At 48.7% G+C, this 17,908-nt stretch carries 18 protein-coding genes; 13 read left to right on the top strand and 5 right to left on the bottom strand.

Annotation, left to right across the window (positions count from 1 at the left end):
* Positions 1–145: 145 nt before the first annotated feature.
* The 13 genes from mtnN to BN1117_RS05510 all read left to right on the top strand — a co-directional run bounded on the left by mtnN (position 146) and on the right by BN1117_RS05510 (position 12,740).
* On the top strand, positions 146–838 hold the full coding sequence (mtnN, locus tag BN1117_RS05570) for a 5'-methylthioadenosine/S-adenosylhomocysteine nucleosidase (protein ID WP_040095547.1): 693 nt from the start codon (positions 146–148) through the stop codon (positions 836–838).
* Positions 835–1,797 (top strand): cobalamin biosynthesis protein CobD/CbiB, encoded by a 963-nt coding sequence (locus BN1117_RS05565; RefSeq protein WP_040095545.1) that lies wholly within the window; start codon positions 835–837, stop codon positions 1,795–1,797. Before mtnN ends, BN1117_RS05565 begins: the two co-directional genes overlap by 4 nt.
* The gene (locus BN1117_RS05560) at positions 1,790–2,611 is read left to right on the top strand and encodes a cobalamin-binding protein (protein WP_040095543.1); all 822 of its coding nucleotides are present in this window, start codon (positions 1,790–1,792) and stop codon (positions 2,609–2,611) included. The genes BN1117_RS05565 and BN1117_RS05560 overlap by 8 nt, the downstream gene beginning before the upstream one ends.
* 122 nt (positions 2,612–2,733) lie before the next feature.
* Complete coding sequence (gene fliB, locus BN1117_RS05555) at positions 2,734–3,981, top strand: flagellin lysine-N-methylase (protein WP_244463515.1); 1,248 nt, start codon at positions 2,734–2,736, stop codon at positions 3,979–3,981.
* Positions 3,982–4,002: 21 nt separating this feature from the next.
* A complete protein-coding gene (locus BN1117_RS05550; RefSeq protein WP_040095541.1) occupies positions 4,003–5,193 on the top strand; it encodes a UDP-N-acetylglucosamine 4,6-dehydratase in 1,191 nt (396 codons plus the stop codon).
* A 9-nt stretch (positions 5,194–5,202) separates the two neighbouring features.
* A complete protein-coding gene (locus BN1117_RS05545; RefSeq protein ID WP_040095539.1) occupies positions 5,203–6,345 on the top strand; it encodes a LegC family aminotransferase in 1,143 nt (380 codons plus the stop codon).
* A gap of 2 nt (positions 6,346–6,347) precedes the next feature.
* A complete protein-coding gene (neuC, locus tag BN1117_RS05540; RefSeq protein ID WP_040095537.1) occupies positions 6,348–7,508 on the top strand; it encodes a UDP-N-acetylglucosamine 2-epimerase in 1,161 nt (386 codons plus the stop codon).
* Positions 7,505–8,578, top strand: coding sequence for an N-acetylneuraminate synthase (neuB, locus tag BN1117_RS05535; protein WP_040095536.1), 1,074 nt, complete (start codon positions 7,505–7,507; stop codon positions 8,576–8,578). Before neuC ends, neuB begins: the two co-directional genes overlap by 4 nt.
* Positions 8,571–9,212: an acetyltransferase gene (locus BN1117_RS05530; protein WP_040095534.1), complete on the top strand. Its 642-nt coding sequence runs from the start codon at positions 8,571–8,573 to the stop codon at positions 9,210–9,212. Before neuB ends, BN1117_RS05530 begins: the two co-directional genes overlap by 8 nt.
* A 12-nt stretch (positions 9,213–9,224) precedes the next feature.
* Positions 9,225–10,286, top strand: a complete 1,062-nt coding sequence (locus BN1117_RS05525; protein ID WP_040095532.1) for a nucleotidyltransferase family protein — start codon at positions 9,225–9,227, stop codon at positions 10,284–10,286.
* Positions 10,286–11,257, top strand: a complete 972-nt coding sequence (locus BN1117_RS05520) for a Gfo/Idh/MocA family protein (RefSeq protein WP_040095531.1) — start codon at positions 10,286–10,288, stop codon at positions 11,255–11,257. Before BN1117_RS05525 ends, BN1117_RS05520 begins: the two co-directional genes overlap by 1 nt.
* A gap of 23 nt (positions 11,258–11,280) precedes the next feature.
* Entirely contained in the window at positions 11,281–11,970 is a 690-nt protein-coding gene (locus tag BN1117_RS05515) for an acylneuraminate cytidylyltransferase family protein (protein ID WP_040095529.1), read from the top strand.
* Positions 11,970–12,740, top strand: a complete 771-nt coding sequence (locus tag BN1117_RS05510; RefSeq protein ID WP_040095527.1) for an oxidoreductase — start codon at positions 11,970–11,972, stop codon at positions 12,738–12,740. The genes BN1117_RS05515 and BN1117_RS05510 overlap by 1 nt, the downstream gene beginning before the upstream one ends.
* Positions 12,741–13,030: 290 nt before the next feature.
* On the opposite strand, the gene BN1117_RS05505 is transcribed toward BN1117_RS05510, so the two are convergent.
* The 5 genes from BN1117_RS05505 to BN1117_RS18930 are packed head-to-tail and all read right to left on the bottom strand — an operon-like array spanning position 13,031 to position 17,829.
* A complete protein-coding gene (locus BN1117_RS05505) occupies positions 13,031–15,133 on the bottom strand; it encodes a motility associated factor glycosyltransferase family protein (protein WP_040095525.1) in 2,103 nt (700 codons plus the stop codon).
* Between the two features lie 28 nt (positions 15,134–15,161).
* A complete protein-coding gene (fliT, locus tag BN1117_RS18935) occupies positions 15,162–15,464 on the bottom strand; it encodes a flagellar protein FliT (RefSeq protein WP_082032552.1) in 303 nt (100 codons plus the stop codon).
* An 8-nt stretch (positions 15,465–15,472) separates the two neighbouring features.
* Positions 15,473–15,895 (bottom strand): flagellar export chaperone FliS, encoded by a 423-nt coding sequence (gene fliS / locus BN1117_RS05500; RefSeq protein ID WP_040095523.1) that lies wholly within the window; start codon positions 15,893–15,895, stop codon positions 15,473–15,475.
* A 24-nt stretch (positions 15,896–15,919) separates the two neighbouring features.
* Positions 15,920–17,320 (bottom strand): flagellar filament capping protein FliD, encoded by a 1,401-nt coding sequence (gene fliD / locus BN1117_RS05495; RefSeq protein WP_040095522.1) that lies wholly within the window; start codon positions 17,318–17,320, stop codon positions 15,920–15,922.
* A gap of 38 nt (positions 17,321–17,358) precedes the next feature.
* Complete coding sequence (locus BN1117_RS18930; protein WP_082032551.1) at positions 17,359–17,829, bottom strand: flagellar protein FlaG; 471 nt, start codon at positions 17,827–17,829, stop codon at positions 17,359–17,361.
* Positions 17,830–17,908 lie beyond the last annotated feature (79 nt).

The raw sequence follows: 17,908 nt of genomic DNA, 5'->3' as shown, positions 1-17,908 counted from the left end.
CCCCCCGGTAATGCCCCTAATACCCCCTTGCAGAACGCCGCGTTTCATCTCTCCTGTCACTGTGCCTCTCGGCGCCGACGCCATCTTTTGTTATGATCTACAGCAACTTAAATTCAGCCACACGGCTATCAAGACGAGGTCAGCAATGAAAGTAGGTATTATCGGCGCCATGGAGCAAGAAGTTGCCCTGCTGCGCAGCCAGATGAGCAACCCCACCACCCTGCAACTGGGCGGCTGTGAGTTCTATCAAGGGATGCTGGCAGGCAAAGAGGTGATCCTTACCCGCTCCGGTATCGGTAAGGTCGCCGCCAGCGTGGCCACCAGCCTGCTGCTGGAAAAGTTTGCCCCTGATTGCGTCATCAATACCGGCTCTGCGGGCGGCTTTGCCCAGGACCTGCACATCGGTGATGTGGTGATCGCCAGCGAGATGCGTTTTCACGATGTGGACGTGACCGCTTTTGGTTACGAGATGGGCCAGATGGCACAGCAACCCGCCGCCTTCCCCTGCGACGAGCTGCTCATCGCAGTCGCTCAGGATTGCATCGCCGAGCAGGGCAAGCACCAGACCAAGGTCGGCCTTATCTGTACCGGCGATCAGTTCATGTGTAAACCGGATGCCATCGGCAAGGCTCGCGCCGACTTCCCGCAGATGCTGGCGGTCGAGATGGAAGGTGCCGCCATCGGTCAGGTGTGCCATATGTTCAAAGTGCCCTATCTGGTGGTGCGCGCCATGTCCGATATCGCTGGCAAGGAACAGGTTGAATCCTTCGATGCCTTTATCGAAGTGGCCGGCAAACACTCCGCCGAAGTGATCATCAAGATGCTCGGCAAGCTGTGATTGAAACTGGCTCGCTTGATTTGATGGCCGACGCCCTCCTCTCGACGACGGCGGCCATTCTGGTGGGGGCTGCCCTGCTGGAGGCGGTGATCCCGTGGCCATCCCATCTGCGTCTTTCGGCCGTCACGTCCTTGCTGACCCGACTGGGTCACAAGGTGCACAGAGCCGATGGCACGCCACGCCAGCAGTTGCAGGCGGGTATGCTGGCAATGCTGGTAGTCTGGGTACCCTGCGCGGCCGGGCTCTGGTCGTTGCGCAATCTGGCACTGAGCGAGCCGCTGTTTGACCTGCTGTTTCTGCTGTTGATGATCGAATCCCGCCCGCTGCGCGAACTCGCCCATGCCACCCGCTCGCTCGCCACCCAGGAGACCCTGCCGCTGGCGAGATTGCAGGCAACACCCTGGCTTAAGCGTGAAACCGGTAAGCTCTCGGCTATGGGGATTGCCAAAGCGGTGACCGAGAGCTGCACCCTGCGTCTGGTCGGCCAATGGGCTGGCCCGCTGCTGGGATTTGCTCTGGCTGGCGTACAGGGCGCCCTGCTCTGGCGGCTGATCCAGTTGATGAACCAAAGCTGGAGCCGCAAAGATCCCGCCTTCGATCACTTTGGTCGCGCCGCCAGCGCCCTCTATCAGGGGCTCAATGCCTCCGTCATTTTGCTGCTGGGGCTGCCACTGCTGGCAAGCCGTCTCAAACAGGCAGCACAGCTGCTGCGAAGTGGCGCACTCTGGCCCTATCCCGCCATGGGGATGCTGCTCACTCTGCTGGTAGACAAGTGCCGGATCCGCCTTGGTGGTCCTCGCTACTATCAGGGGGTTCTCCAGCGTTGGCCAGTCATCGGCACTGGTGCTGAGCCAGATAGCGAGACACCGCGCAAGGTGCTCAATATTCTGCAAGGGTGCGGCTGGGGCTGGTTGATGCTGGCGCTGCTTGTCACTGTGGCGAGGTTAGTTCATGGCTAGATGGTTGCGATTGCCACTCTGGCTGCCTTGCGTACTGCTTGCCTGGTTGCCCGGTGCCCTGCTGGCGGCGACCCCGAGCCGGGTGGTGAGCGTGGTTCCCCATCTTACCGAGCTGCTTTATGACATCGGTGCCGGTGACAAGCTGGTGGCCGTTGATGATGCCTCCGACTATCCCGCAGAAGTGAAAAACAAGCCCAAGGTGGCCAATTATCGCAGCATCAATGTCGAAGCGCTGCTGGCACAAAAACCGGACCTGATCCTGGGCTGGCGCTCGGCTCAATCACGGATGCTGGCCCCACTGGAGCAGCTGGGTATCCCGGTTTTCTACTCTGAGCCCACCGACTTTGCCTCGCTGGCCATGGAAATGCGAGCGCTGGGCAAATTGCTGGGGGTGGAGAAGAGTGCCAACGAAGCCGCCGATCGCTATCTGGCGCGTCTACATGGACTGCAGCGGCGTTATGGCCAGCCAACCGGCGTCAAGGTGTTCTATCAGCTCTGGTACCCACCGCTCACCAGCGTCAGTGGCAATGCCTGGCCTGCTCAGGCCATCGAACTTTGCGGCGGGATCAACGTCATGGCGAATGCCAAGAGCCCCTACCCTCAAGTAGACATGGAACAGGTGATCAGAGCCAACCCATCGCTGATCCTGGCAGGGAGTCAAGATCCTGACGCCCTGCGTCATTGGCAAAAGTGGCCCAATCTGGACGCGGTGCAGCATCAGCGACTCGATGTGATCAACTCGGATGAGCTGCACCGGTTTACCTCCAGAACCTTGAACGGTGTAGAGTCGATGTGTCGTATGATCCATTACTGACGCAACATCAGCCACCACTGTTTCGCAGGAACAACCACAGGAAAAACAGGCTCTGGATTCATTATGGTACTAAACTTGCTAGGTTACAGCGTGTAACCTTAGCTCAAAAATGGACTTATAAAATGACCAAATCGCCCCCTGCTCATCAGTTTGTTCCGGTTTTTTTCAAAAATTTCCAGTGTATTGGCGATAAGTGTGAAGACACTTGTTGCAGAGGGTGGAACATAAGTATTGATAAAAAAACCTATCGCACCTATTCAAGTCATCCAGACTTATGGCTTCGTACAGAAACGATGAAGCATATTCAGAAAGTGAAGAAAGATGATCATAACTGGGGGCAAATTATCTTAAATGAGGAAGGATATTGCCCGTTTCTATCTGATGGCTGGTGCCAAATTCATAAGGAAGCAGGAGTCGATGCGTTAAGCAATACCTGTCGTAGCTATCCACGGGTTGAAACCCGCTTTGGCGACAATCTGAAATTGAGCCTGACACTCTCCTGTCCCGAGGTGTGCCGTCAAGTGTTACTCAATCCTGATGCCATGGCCATGGAGGTTCAACCATTCAAGGGATTCTACAAGACACAATTGATATCTGAGCAAGTAGAAAACTACCATCTTTTTTCAATCGATATTCTTTTGACACAAGGAATAAGTATTGAAGAGAAATTGTGGATCATTGGTTTAATGTTACATCGAAGCGAAGATAGCCTGCCCAATCAGCAATTTCTAGCACAAATTGGGAATTTGATAGACAGTGGTGAATTGCACAATGCCTTCTTGCAAATTCCTTACTTAGATAAACTACAATGGTGGGCCTTACATCACCTCACACAGTTACAATTACTGAGCAACCAGAAAAAAGGTCGCCGAGGTAGAGTAGTCATAAATTACTGCTTGCATAAAATAAAGGAATTATTTTCTGATGATGGTGACATCACCCATCTCGCGAAAATACATGATGTTTGGCATAAAGAAGTTGAGCCTTTTTTGAACGCTCATCCACATATAATGCAAAATTATCTGGTTTACTATGTCTACCATCATAACTTTCCACTTGATCCTGATCTTACTCCCCAACAGTGTTATCAATTGATGATTGCAGATTATTTCCTGCTGCGTAGTTATCTCTGTTTGATAGCCATGTCAGGCCCTCTTACAGTACAGGATGTCACAAATTTATTTTATAGTTATCACTGCGTCAGAATGCATAACAAAGAATTTGAAAAAGCTATGGCTATAGGTCTGAATCAGTATGGCAGCAATAACGATGTATCTCTTTATGCATTGCTTAATACGACGCCCCCTTCAATGATGGCGAACCGTAAAGAGCAAAATGATGCTAGCGCAGATAACGATAGACAAAATTAACTATTTGATTCGGGAGATCAAATGATATCTTCTCTGGCACTACTAGGTCGCTCAGCATCACTTTTTGAGCAAGATGTTGCTGAATGTCAGCATACGTTAAATGATGTTGTTGCCAAGTCACGATTCTTAGTGCTTGGTGGTGCGGGTTCGATTGGCCAAGCAGTTACCAAAGAAATTTTTAAAAGAAATCCGGTAGCGTTGCATGTTGTCGATATCAGTGAAAATAATTTAGTAGAACTAGTGCGAGATATTAGAAGCAGCTATGGCTATATTAATGGTGACTTTAAAACATTCGCACTAGATATTGGTTCTATTGAATATGATGCATTCATTGAATCTGATGGTGCTTATGATTATGTTCTAAATCTTTCTGCTTTAAAGCACGTGCGTAGTGAAAAAGACCCGTTCACATTAATGCGGATGATTGATGTGAACGTTTTTAATACCGACAAAACAATTGTTCAAGCTATCTCTGCTGGTGTCAAAAAATACTTCTGTGTCTCGACTGACAAAGCAGCCAATCCAGTTAACATGATGGGGGCGTCCAAGCGCATCATGGAGATGTTCCTGATGCGCCGCAGCGAACAGATTGCCATTTCAACCGCGCGCTTTGCCAACGTGGCCTTCTCCGATGGTTCCTTGCTGCATGGCTTCAACCAGCGTTTGCAAAAGCGTCAGCCCATCGTCGCCCCCAGCGACATCAAACGCTACTTCGTGACCCCCCAGGAGTCCGGTGAGCTGTGCCTGATGTCCTGCATCTTTGGTGAGAACAGGGATATCTTTTTCCCCAAGCTCAGCGAATCCCTCCACCTGATTACCTTCGCCGAAATTGCCGTGAAGTATCTGGAGCAGCATGGTTACAAGCCGTATCTGTGCAAGGACGAGGATGAAGCTAGGGCCTTGATGGCGAGCCTGCCTGAGCAGGGGATGTGGCCCTGCCTCTTTACCGAGAGTGACACCACGGGTGAAAAAGACTTCGAAGAGTTCTTCACCGACAAGGAAGTGCTGGATATGACCCGGTTCGAGAACCTGGGCATCATCAAGAATGACCCCTCATATCAGAATGATCTGCTCAACCATTTCGAGCAGACCATTGCAGCCATGAAAACAAAACGCGCCTGGGACAAGAAAGAGATCGTCGAGTTGTTCTTCGCCATGATCCCGGATTTTGCTCACAAAGAAACGGGCAAGTATCTCGACGGCAAGATGTAAGGAGTCGGTATGCATACTCAATTGATACGTTTTATTCGTGATACCTATAAAACCGATGACTTCATCCCTCTTCACGCCCCGACCTTCGCCGGCAATGAGCGTCAATATGTGCTCGATACCCTTGAAAGCACCTTCGTTTCCAGTGTCGGTGCCTATGTTGAGCAGTTCGAGCAACAAATAGCCACCTTTACCGGTTCAGCCCGTGCCGTTGCCACCATGAATGGCACGGCGGCGCTACATATCGCGCTCTACATGGCAGGTGTGCAGAGCGGCGATCTGGTGATCACCCAGCCCCTGACCTTTGTGGCAACCTGCAATGCCGTCTATCACATGGGCGCAGAACCCGTGTTCGTCGATGTATCACGCCAGAGTCTGGGGCTCTGCCCCGTTGCCCTGGCCAACTGGCTGGAAGAGCATGCGTCTCGCACCGAGACAGGTGCCATCCACAAGGCAAGTGGACGCCGCCTCAAAGCCGTCGTGCCCATGCACACCTTTGGTCATCCGGTCGAACTAGACGAGTTGCAGGCCGTGTGCGAGGCCTGGGGCATCGCCCTGGTGGAAGATGCTGCCGAGAGCCTGGGTTCCTACTACAAAGGCCAACACACGGGGACGCTGAGTGCGTTTTCCGCCCTGAGCTTCAATGGCAACAAGATCATCACCACGGGGGGTGGTGGCATGGTGCTCTGCCAGAATGCCGAACAGGGGGCGCGCACCAAGCACATTACCACCACCGCCAAGGTGCCCCATCCGTTCGAGTTCTATCATGATGAACCCGGTTTTAACTACCGGATGCCCAATCTGAATGCGGCCCTCGGATGTGCCCAGATGGAAGCCCTGCCGCAATTCCTGGCGCAAAAGCGGGTGCTTGCCATGCACTATGCGGAGTTCTTCAAGGGACAGGCATGCCAGTTTGTGACCGAGCCTTCTTATGGACGCTCCAACTACTGGCTCAATGCGATTGTCTGTGAAGATCAAACCCAGCGGGATACGTTGCTGACCGAGCTGAACAAGGCTGATGTCATGACCCGGCCTGTATGGAAACTGATGCATCGCCTGCCCATGTTCTCTCATGCCTTGCGTGGAGAATTGAGCAATGCCGAGTGGCTGGAAGCCCATCTTATTAACCTGCCCAGCTCGCCTGTCGAGGTCTGAACATGGCCAACACCATTGCCGTCTTTACCGGTACCCGCGCCGAATACGGGCTGCTCTATTGGTTGATGAAAGACATTGCCGCGGATCCCGACCTCGAGCTAAAGCTGATCGTCTCGGGTACGCACTTGTCCCCCGAGTTCGGCCTGACCTATCAGCAGATAGAGCAGGATGGCTTCAAGATCGATGAGCGCATCGAGATGCTGCTCTCCTCCGATACCTCTGTGGGTGTGGTCAAAAGCATGGGCGTGGCCTTGCTCGGGCTGGCAGATGCGCTTGCGCGTCAGCAGCCGGATGTGCTGGTGATCCTGGGGGATCGCTTTGAAGCGCTGGCGGCCGCCCAGGCGGCCATGTTGCAACGCATACCTGTTGCTCACCTTCATGGTGGTGAGATAACCGAAGGAGCCTATGATGACGCCATCCGCCATGCCATTACCAAGTTGAGCTACCTGCATTTCACGGCTGCCGAGCCCTATCGACAGCGTGTCATCCAGCTGGGTGAAGCACCTGAGCGGGTGTTCAACGTAGGTGCCGTCGGTCTGGACCACATCGTCAAGACACCACTGCTGTCCATGGACGAGCTGCAATCCTCTCTTGGCTTTACGTTGGACGCACCGTTCTTCGTGGTGACCTATCACCCCGTGACTCTAGCCGATGAACCGGCCAGGGAGAGTTTCTGTGCCTTGCTGGCGGCGTTGGATAACTATCCCGACCATCAGGTCATCCTGACGTACCCGAATGCAGATGACGGTGGTCGAGCCATCATTCCACAGCTTGATCAGTATGCGGCAGCCAATCCTGCACGCGTGCTGGCCATCCCGTCTTTGGGTTACAGACGTTACCTGAGCGCGGTGAAACACAGTGCCGCCGTGATCGGCAACTCGTCGAGCGGCATTATCGAAGTGCCTTCGCTGGGGGTCCCGACCATCAATATCGGCCAACGCCAACAAGGGCGCCTGGCCGCGAAGAGTGTGCTTCATTGCGATGCGAAGGTTGAGGCCATTACGCAATGCATTGCCAAGGCCTTGCAGCCTATGGGCCCGGATGCTTATGTCAATCCTTATGGTGCAGGGGACGCCAGCGGCCAAATCGTGGCACGCCTGAAGCATTTTGCCCCCCCCCCCCTCAAACAGTTCCATGATCTCGACAGGAGTCCGTCGCCATGATCCGCATCATCGCCGAAGCCGGCGTCAACCATAATGGCGACGAAGCACTCGCCGTGGCACTGATCGATGCAGCCCACCGGGCAGGCGTCGATGCCGTCAAGTTTCAGACCTTCAAGGCGGTCAATCTGGTGACCCGCCAGGCCAAGCAGGCAGCTTATCAAACCGCTAACACCGGCAAGGAAGAGAGCCAGCTTGCCATGCTCTCCCGCCTTGAGCTTTCGTTCGATGCCCATCTTCGTCTGATCGCCCATTGCGAGTCTCTCGGTATCGCGTTTCTGTCTACCGCCTTCGATACCGAGAGCCTGGACTTTCTGGTGAACCGGTTAAAGTTGCAGACCCTCAAGATCCCGTCCGGGGAACTGACCAATGCGCCTTTCGTACTGGCCCATGCTCGCACCGGTTGCGAGTTGATCGTCTCGACCGGTATGGCCACGTTGGCAGAAGTGGAGGCGGCCCTGGGGGTGATAGCCTTCGGATTGACCGCGCCGCAGGATGCGCAGCCCGGTGAGGCCGCCTTCATGGCTGCCTATGCCAGCGAGGCGGGTCAGGCCGCTCTTGCCAACAAGGTGACCCTGCTGCATTGCACGACCGAGTATCCGGCGCCCATGGTGGATATCAACCTCAAAGCCATGGATACCCTGTCGCACGCCTTCCGGTTGCCGGTCGGTTATTCGGATCACAGCCAGGGCATCACCATCCCGGTGGCGGCGGTCGCCCGTGGAGCCTGCCTCATCGAGAAGCACTTCACGCTGGATCGCAACATGGAAGGGCCTGATCACAAGGCTTCTCTTGAACCCGATGAACTGGCCGCCATGGTGAAAGGGATCCGCGATGTGGAGCTGGCACTGGGAGACGGCATCAAAGGGCCTCGCCCGAGCGAGATCAAGAACAAGGAGATCGCTCGCAAGAGCCTGGTGGCTGCCTGCGACATTGAGGAGGGCGCCATCCTCTGTGCCGACAACCTTGCCATCAAGCGTCCGGGTGACGGCATGAGCCCCTATGCCTACTGGCAACTTCTGGGACAACCTGCGACGCAGGCTTATCAGTCAGGTGAACTTATCCGTGAATAAACCGGTCATCGTCCTCGGGGCAGGCGGACATGCCTCGGTGCTGGTCGACATGCTGCGCAGCCAGGGAGTGGTTCCCCTCGCGCTGGTTGCCCCCACAGCTGATGCACCGCGTGCCGCGCTGGCAGGTATTCCCCTCTGGCATGATGAGGAGATACTGACCCATCTCCCGGATGAGGTGGAGCTAGTCAATGGTATCGGCTCCCTGCCGGGCAACCCGTTGCGGGCAGAGTTGTTTGCCCGTTATCGCGCTCTTGGTTACCGCTTTGCAAGCGTCGTCAGCACTAAGGCCATGGTCTCTGATTACGCCGTGCTGGAAGAGGGGGTCCAGGTCATGGCGGGAGCCATCATTCAGGCCGGAGCCAGGATAGGTGCCAACAGCATCATCAATAGCGGTGCCATTGTGGATCACGACTGCCATCTGGGTGATGACAACCACGTCGCACCAGGTGCGGTGTTATCCGGCGGTGTGGTGACGGGTGAGAGAGTCCATATCGGTACGGGAGCTGTCGTGATCCAGGGCATATCAATTGGCTCTGATGCCGTGATCGGGGCTGGCGCTACACTGACGCGCCCTCTCGGAGAAAAGCAGATTGCATACGTTGCCCGGGGCAGCGTGGTGTCTATCAAGCAGTAAAGGATGGATAGGATGAGCAAAAATTGGGAAAAAGTAGTGCTGTCACCTGAACATTCGGTGCGTGATGCCTTGGCAGTCATCAATGCAGAAGCGCTGCGGGTTTGTCTGGTGGTGGATGACTTACGGCACTTGCTGGGTGTCGTGACAGATGGCGATGTTCGCCGCGCCATCCTGAACAATGTCTCCCTGACGCAAAGCGTCACGGCGGTGATGAACTCCACCCCCATCACAGTCTCGGCCAAACTGACCCGTGCGCAGCTGCTGGAGACTATGCGTGAGCACAGCATTCTTTCCCTGCCTGTAGTTGATGACGCTGGCAAGTTGATCGGACTTGAAACGTGGGAAAAAGCAACCAGTCAACCAACATATGATAATCCTGTTTTGATCATGGCTGGCGGGTTTGGGACTCGACTTAAGCCACTTACAGATACCTGCCCGAAGCCTATGCTAAAAGTTGGTGATAAACCGATTTTAGAGACCCTGCTTAATCAATTTATCAAAGCGGGGTTCAAAAACATCTATATTTCTACTCATTACATGCCTGAACTTATCACTGATTATTTTGGTGATGGTTCTGCTTGGGGTGCAAATATTAAATATATTCATGAACAACATCCACTTGGAACAGGGGGCGCATTAGGTTTATTGCCTGCCAATCTGCCTCCGCTACCACTGATCATGATGAATGGGGATGTGTTAACAACTGTGGACTTCAACAGTTTGCTAGATTTTCATACTCAGAATGGTTCAGATGCCACAATGTGTGTTCGTGAGTATAATTATCAAATTCCTTATGGCGTGATAACGGGAGAAGGAAATAACATTACCAGCATGGTTGAAAAACCCGTACATCATTTTTTTGTTAATGCAGGTATCTATGTTGTTAATTCATATATAGCGCAGTCAGTGATCAAAGGAGAACGTATTGATATGCCGACCCTTCTTGAGAAACATATGCAAGAAAAAAAACGTATATCAATGTTCCCCCTTCATGAATATTGGTTAGATATTGGACGAATGGAGGATTTTAACAGGGCCCAGTCAGATATTTCTACACTAGGATTCCGCTCATAATGGAACGTATCGCTGTGATTGGCCTGGGTAATATATCTATTCGCCATAGACATAATCTTAAGTATCTCTATCCTTTTGCTTCCATCTATGCAATGTCAGCCAGTGGTCAGGTGGCCGCAAGTGAGGTCAGTGATTGCGATGTGTTTGTTTCTTCGGTAGAGGAGCTGATTCAGCATCGGATCGAACTCGCGATCATCGCATCCCCTGCGACATTGCATGCAGTTCATGCAATCCCTCTGATAAAAGCGGGCATTCCCGTTCTGATTGAAAAACCCCTGGCGGCATCGCTTGCCGATTGTGAGGCCATTCAGGCTGCCAGCCAAGAGCACAATACTCGGGTGGCTGTCGGATATTGCCTGCGTTATTTACCGTCGGCCATGCTCATGAAAGATCTGTTGACTGAGCAGAAAGTGGGCCGCTGCTACCATGTCCAGGTTGAAACCGGGCAATATTTGCCGGACTGGCGCCCCAACATAGATTATCGCCACAGTGTCTCCGCACGAGCAGAATTGGGTGGCGGGGTGTTACTGGAGCTCAGCCATGAATTTGATTATATCCAGTGGCTGCTTGGACCGCTTCAAGTCAAATACGCAAATTTGTCTTCTTCCGAAGAGCTTGGCCTGTCGGTTGAGGACATGGCCGATATCATACTTGGCGACACAACGGGCGTCATTGCCACGGTTCATCTGGATTTTCTCCAACGAAAAGCGCATCGCAAATGCCGAGTGATTGGCAGTGAAGGTACGTTGGAGTGGGACCTGATTCACAACTCAGTCACATTGAACTCGGCCAACGGTATTGAGATCATCTACTGTGATCCCGCTTGGGATAAAAACCAGATGTATCTCGCTATGATTTCCGACTTTGTCAATCTTATTCAGGGGAAAAAGAATAATGGTGCCTCAATTGAGGAGGCTACACAAACGGTTACACTGATTGAAGAAGTCAAAGCGTACTCTCATTATCGATAACAGGTAACCGGAACTTGAATCAGATGAAAAATTTCGCGTTTATTTTCGCTCGTGGTGGTTCAAAAGGGTTGCCAGGTAAAAACATTCGCCCATTAGCGGGAAAACCCTTGTTGCAATATTCCATAGATACGGCTCTGGCATCACCTTCGATTAGCCAGGTGTTTGTTTCTACGGATGATGCTGCCATTGCTAGCGTTGCAATCTCATCCGGTGCGGTGGTTATCGAGCGCCCATCCGAATTGGCGACAGATAGCAGTCCGGAGTGGCTTTCCTGGCAACATGCCATTGAATGGGCCACCGCGCATTATGGAGCATTCGATGGTTTCATCAGCTTGCCGGCAACCAGCCCGCTGCGCAGTGTGAGTGATGTTGAAGCGGCCATTGCCAAACGTTGTGAGCAAAATGCCGATATCTGTATCTCCGTCACGCCAGCTAATCGCAGTCCCTATTTCAACATGGTAAAGAAAACGGTGGATGGCCGGGTCGAGTTGGTCAATAAACCGGCGGGCAATGTTGCTCGACGCCAGGATGCGCCCCAGGTTTTTGATATCACAACCGTGGTATATGCAACGACACCAGCCTTTGTGCTGGCACACTGTGGGCTGTTCTCGGGAAAAGTCACCAGTATCGAAGTGCCGAAAGAACGCGCTGTCGATATTGACGACATTTACGACTTTAAACTGGCAGAGGCTATTATAGGAGTGCGGAAATAATGAACAGTTTGTTAAAACATAAGTGTTTTTTGGTCGCAGGTGCAGGTGGCTTGTTAGGATCTCGTTTGGTTCCATCCATTCTTGCCCAAGGGGGCAAGGTTATTGCAGCAGATATCAATGTCGATGCCATGGCCCAGCGTCTTGCCACTCAGGGTGTAGACATTGCAGACGATAATCTGACGTTGATATCGCTGGATGTAACCTGCGAGGGAAGCCTCAAGACATTTTTTGCACGACAAGAACATCTTGATGGTGCAGTCAATGCCACCTACCCGAGAAATAAAACCTATGGCGCACATTTTTTTGATGTATCACTTTCTAGTTTTAATGAAAATATATCTCTTCATCTGGGTAGTGCTTTTTTATTTACTCAACAATGTGCCGCGTACTTCAAAACACATGAAACTGCGTTTTCATTAGTCAATATGTCCTCCATATATGGTGTTGTTGCACCTAAATTTGACATTTACAACAATACAAAAATGACAATGCCTGTGGAGTATGCGGCAATAAAATCTGCAATACAGCACTTGAGTAAATATGTTGTCACATATGTGAATGACAGCCGTTTCAGAATTAATTTGATCAGTCCGGGGGGGTTACTTGATAATCAATCTGCAATTTTTTGTCAAGCCTATAAAAAACAGACATGTGGAAAGGGAATGCTTGATGTTTCAGATGTTGTAGGTAGCGTTATGTTTCTATTATCAGATCAATCCAGATATGTGACCGGACAAAATATTGTCGTGGATGACGGTTTTTCTTTATAATAAGACACACTCCACCGTCATTTCGCAGCTGTATTTAGTATTTTTGCTTGACGATGAGCAGCCATTCTGAACCATTATTCTATTTCAGGTAGGTCATCATGGCTACATCTATTTTATTTATCCATACCTCAATCCCCCAAGTTTGGTCGCTGCTCAGGTTTTGTGGCAACTACTAACTATGGGTAATCCTGATTCTGATATGCCAAAATACAATACGAAAAGCATTGTGATAACTGATTGAGTCACGTAAACATGATAATATAAAGCCCAAGTAACACTTGGGCTTATAATCAATTACTACGATATAAACTAATAATTTCACAATCCACTTTGTCAGGACTATCAAGCGCCTGAGGGTATAACTCTTTGGCTTTTAATAGATAAGCATTAAATATTTCAAGCGCATCACTTACTGCCTCCAGCGTCTCCTCTTCATCCGCGAAAGCATGGCAAAAAGTGATGAGGAAACTAAATAAATAATTGAATGTACCGATTAGAACTCTGGAGATATGACATTGTCTACTGTTCTCTATCACCAATAAATACTCAAATTGTCTCATCATGCGATTGACAACGTCAGCACGTGATAGCAAAGGCTCTTTCCACTCCAAGAGGACCTTGTCGATAAAGAAGTTGAAATAATCGACATCAAGAGCCGAAGCCACCCTGGATCGATCAATATTAAGTGGCTTGAAGACCTCATTCGCAATGAACTCAATAATATCAATCTTATTAAAAGAAACAGGGAGATCACCAAACTGACTTTCTTTGATATCTAAAGCCTCGGCTCCTTCTATTTTTGCCCCATGGGAAGTATTAAAAAAGTTGGTGCCAGAGTATTCCCTTATAAGCCGCTCCATGACTCTGATTGAAGTGACAAACATTTTGCTAGAGATAACTTCCCCACCAAAATTGCCAGGAATGACCTGATCAGCTCCTGCTGTCGCAAGACGTTGTAATGCCGCAATGGGGGCGCCATTATCATCATAATAAGAGCTTAACCTGGAATGATGATGCTCACTGTCATAATGACCATTATCGATGCCAAAAAGGTATATTTCTTTGAATCCCAAGCGGGCCGCGACTGAAACCCCCGTATTTCCAACCAAAGGGTTAACATGACTAAAGTAATCAAACCCTTGAACCTCTTCGAAATTAATACTAGCAAGAGATAGCATTGGCTCGTTAGGCTTGAATGCTAAAAGGCTACGTCTAAAAAACTGGTGGCAATCAGGGTGGGTGAGATCAGTACTTATATACAATATATCTTTAAGATAATCTTCATCATTAATCAATGCGATGAAATCTGGTACCGCTTTCGTTCTTTCTATGGTGACATATATATCAGGTTTAATCCCTTCTTTGTGCAGCGCTGAAATACTGCTACCACATGATATTAATATGGCTTTATTTTTATTTTCTTTAATATATGGGATGGTGGCATCTAACGATGGCCCATTACCTATAATAAATACTGGCACAGTGTTATATTTATCAGGCAGACTCTTACCTTTAACTAAAAATGGAATGCCTTTTGAAATATTTTCAACGCTATGCGAAAGAGCTAACATATTGTCGTCGAAAAATCCCCAGCCCATAGTAAAAAGAAAGAACTCTTTTTTCATTTTAGCAACAAGATGTTCAATAATTTCTGATGGGTAGTGCACCAGTCCGACAGGGGCCGCAGCAATAAATGGTCCTGCTTTGTGAATAGCATGTAGTGCATCATTCATCAAGTTATCTTGATCTTGCCCTAAAAAAATATGGATCCTGAGATTCTCCGCCATAATGTAATCAAGTAAAGATGCCCAATCAAAGGCATAAAGCGAAGCATAAAACAGATCTAGATCAGGTTCAAAAACAAACAAGTTGGCAACCTTGCAGGTTTCATATAAATAACCTAGCTGATATCCTAAACCTACACCAAACATCATCATGAATGGCATTGATTCAGGGACTTGCTGAAGGGGACTGTATTCATTTCTTTTCTTTGCCAAAAGTTCAGCAAGTTGATTCAAATAATCAATGTGAATTTGATTGAAAAAATTTTTCTCTTTTCCAAAACGAATACCACCACTAGCACTAGAGGACATCATATGCTTTATTTGTTGCTGGCATTGAGAATATGGATCATCGCCATAAATAGCTACGTTTTCATCTATCCACGCTAGATTAGGAATTCCATTTTCAGTGCAGAAAAATCTAAATTCTCTTTGTACTTTATAATTTAAAAAAGCCTTGTGTATAGATGGTATATATTTAGCGAATGCAACCATATTTTGCTCGAAACGAATAGGCAAAACTTCAGCCATTGCTTTCTCTTGCTCAGCCTGAAGCATGATTCGCTCAGCATCCTGTGTTATTTTTGCTAGTATCTCTTCAGGCTTAATCATATCCTCTCCTGTCACCACGCGATTATAATTAAATTTTGTTTGCTTTATAGTGATTAATTGCTTTGTTTTTTTTACTGATAGAAAAGGCTTCTTTTTGTACTAGTTGCTTTGCCATTTCCAGTTTATTTTGTACTATAACACTTGTATTTAATATGCTATCAAGTTGTTCTAAATGACGTTCCTCCCAGCCACCGGAAGAATAGAGAGAAGAGATGATTGCCTCTCTCTCATCAAATAGTTCATCGAGGGTGTCAAAACGTTCCGTTTCCACATATGTTAATATGTGCGCTGTATTACGCTGTAACGCATCAAGCAACTGTTTATATGCCACAATAGAACCTATAAATCCCCAAGTGATTGCCGCATAGTATACGCTTTTTGCTTTTCCTGATCTGGTATCTTATCCCAAGACTCTTTGATCATTAACATAAGTTTCATAGACTCATCCAGAGGTGACACCTCCATTTTTACGCTAGCATCCAGCAAACGCTCACCCATATATTCATAAAGAGAGAATAATCTTTCTGATATTTCACCTTGAGACATATCAAGGCTATCTTTCAATCCATTTAAAATTGCATTTGCCGATGAAATACGATCGCTTTTTAACTGATAATCACTGCGCTCAATTGCACCTTTTGCCTGAGCGACTCTTTCCAAAAAACCTTGCATTAACAACTGAATAACCTTATGTGGGTCTGCAACAGACAGCTCAGCTTCAAGTGAATTTTTCTTATACACGCCAAGTGATTTGTTGTACATGATAACCTCTCAAAAACTATCCGTTCAGGACTTCTTGTTCATATTAACCAAGGTGGTCAAGCTACCCATAGATGAATTCATCCTGGCGACCAATACATCCAAGCGGGCATACTTCTGGCGCAACCCCTCTTCGTACTTCGCAAGATAAGCATCAAAATCTACACGTTCCTGTTTAATTGACCTGACATCCCGTTGAAGGCTATCACGTCTTTTATCAAGAGAGCCTGAAGATTTAGTGTATTCGTTCAATTGTGAATCAAGTCTTTTCGCCAACCCGGTTTCACCAGAAAAGACACTTTCCAGCTTACCAAAATTCTCATCCATCACTTTTGTCAATTTTGCATTATCAATAGACAAACGTCCTTTTTTATCAATGTTAATACCTACATTAAAAAGTGAGTCGTTGTCTGCGGTAGATAATGAGAGCTCTTTGAATAAAAGGCTCTTAACACCACTCAGAGTTTGATCGCCAGCTAGAGGACCTGAATCCCCCACTCGCTCGCCACCCACTATCGTTGGTCGCTTACCCAGTGTATCCATGGTATCCATCAAAGCGTTATATGATTTAACAAACGCCTCAATATTTTCCTTGGTTTTTCCTTTATCCTGTTCTACGGTTACCTTGGTTGTTTTATAGTTATTCGCCGCATCTTTTTCACTCAATTGCAACACGGTAAACGATGTATCTTGGATCACATTATCGAATTTATTCGTAGCACTATTAACTTCCAGGCCGTCGATTTCAACTATTGCATCTTTTGCATTTTTTTGGCTTCCCATCACAGATGCAGGATCACTGGTTGAAAAACGCTGTAAGTCAGCATTACTGGCCGTCACCTGTAAGTCATTACCTTGACCACTCACGGATGACTCAATAACAAGTCGTGACTTACCATCGACATTTATAATATTCGCAGAGACACCAAAATTATTAGATGCACTATTAATTTTATTACGCATGTCGAGTAAGGTGTCATTAGCTGCCAAATCAACATTAAGGGTTTTACCCCCTGCGCTAAATGTCAATGTACCAGCAGACGACGTTGCAATATCGGAAGAAGATGTGAATGCGTTATCTGCCGAAATAAAAGAACTGCCAGTGGCAAGCTGCTTAACTGCAATATTGTAATTTCCAGTATTAGCTTTGTTGGTTGCCGTAAATGCCAGTAGCTGATTATCTGCAGACTGGCCAATCGTCACCTTGTTACCAGAAAAATCTGCTGGTTTAGCCAGTTTTTGTAATGCAGCATTAAATGTGCTGATAGCCGACTTGAGTTGACCTATACCAGAAAGGTTGCTATTCAGGCGAGTTTCACGGCCCACAATACGCCTTTCAAATTGTGTTTTTTTGGCACTTAACTCTGCCTGGATCAAATCATTAAGTGGCAAACCGGACCCTACACCTGCTGAGCTTATACCCGCCATTTCAATATCTCCCCATATGAGATCAGGCTACCACCTGTTCAGATTGACTGATCAAACAAGAGGCCTATTTGCTGAGCACCATCAATTCTCTTGGACAACTCAAGCTCTTTGAACCGCCGAGATATGCTTAACATTTCCTCACTTGGTATTTGCCTGATCAGATCCCCAGTTTCCTTGTCATGCAACTTAATCACTGTTTTACCGGCTGTTTTATCCTGACTAATGTTCAAGTACCAGCCCTTTGTTGCAACAACCTCCTGCAATTCTTGTACCTGTTTTTCCAAATCAGCCTTCTGCTGCCTTAAATCGTTCACCGAGGAACTTAGAGCACGCAGAGATGCCTCTTTTGAATCCGCCTCATTTGTTCCTGCCCCACCTATGGGTCGTGTTGTCACGTTGCCCTCCGGTTTCGGATTGGTCGATGCAAAAACAGCAGCCTCCCGGCTGCCGTTATCACTACGCCCTAAAACAGGAGAGGAGCTAACGCCTACATTTAAATCGGTCGACATAATAGCCTCCTAATACCCATAGTCAGTATTAACGCAGCAGCGAGAGCGCGCCATTAGGACGCTGGTTTGCCTGCGCCAA

It is taken from the genome of Aeromonas australiensis (assembly GCF_000819725.1).
GTDB classification, from domain to species: Bacteria; Pseudomonadota; Gammaproteobacteria; order Enterobacterales; family Aeromonadaceae; genus Aeromonas; species Aeromonas australiensis.
This window is presented reverse-complemented; position numbering and strand designations above follow the sequence as displayed.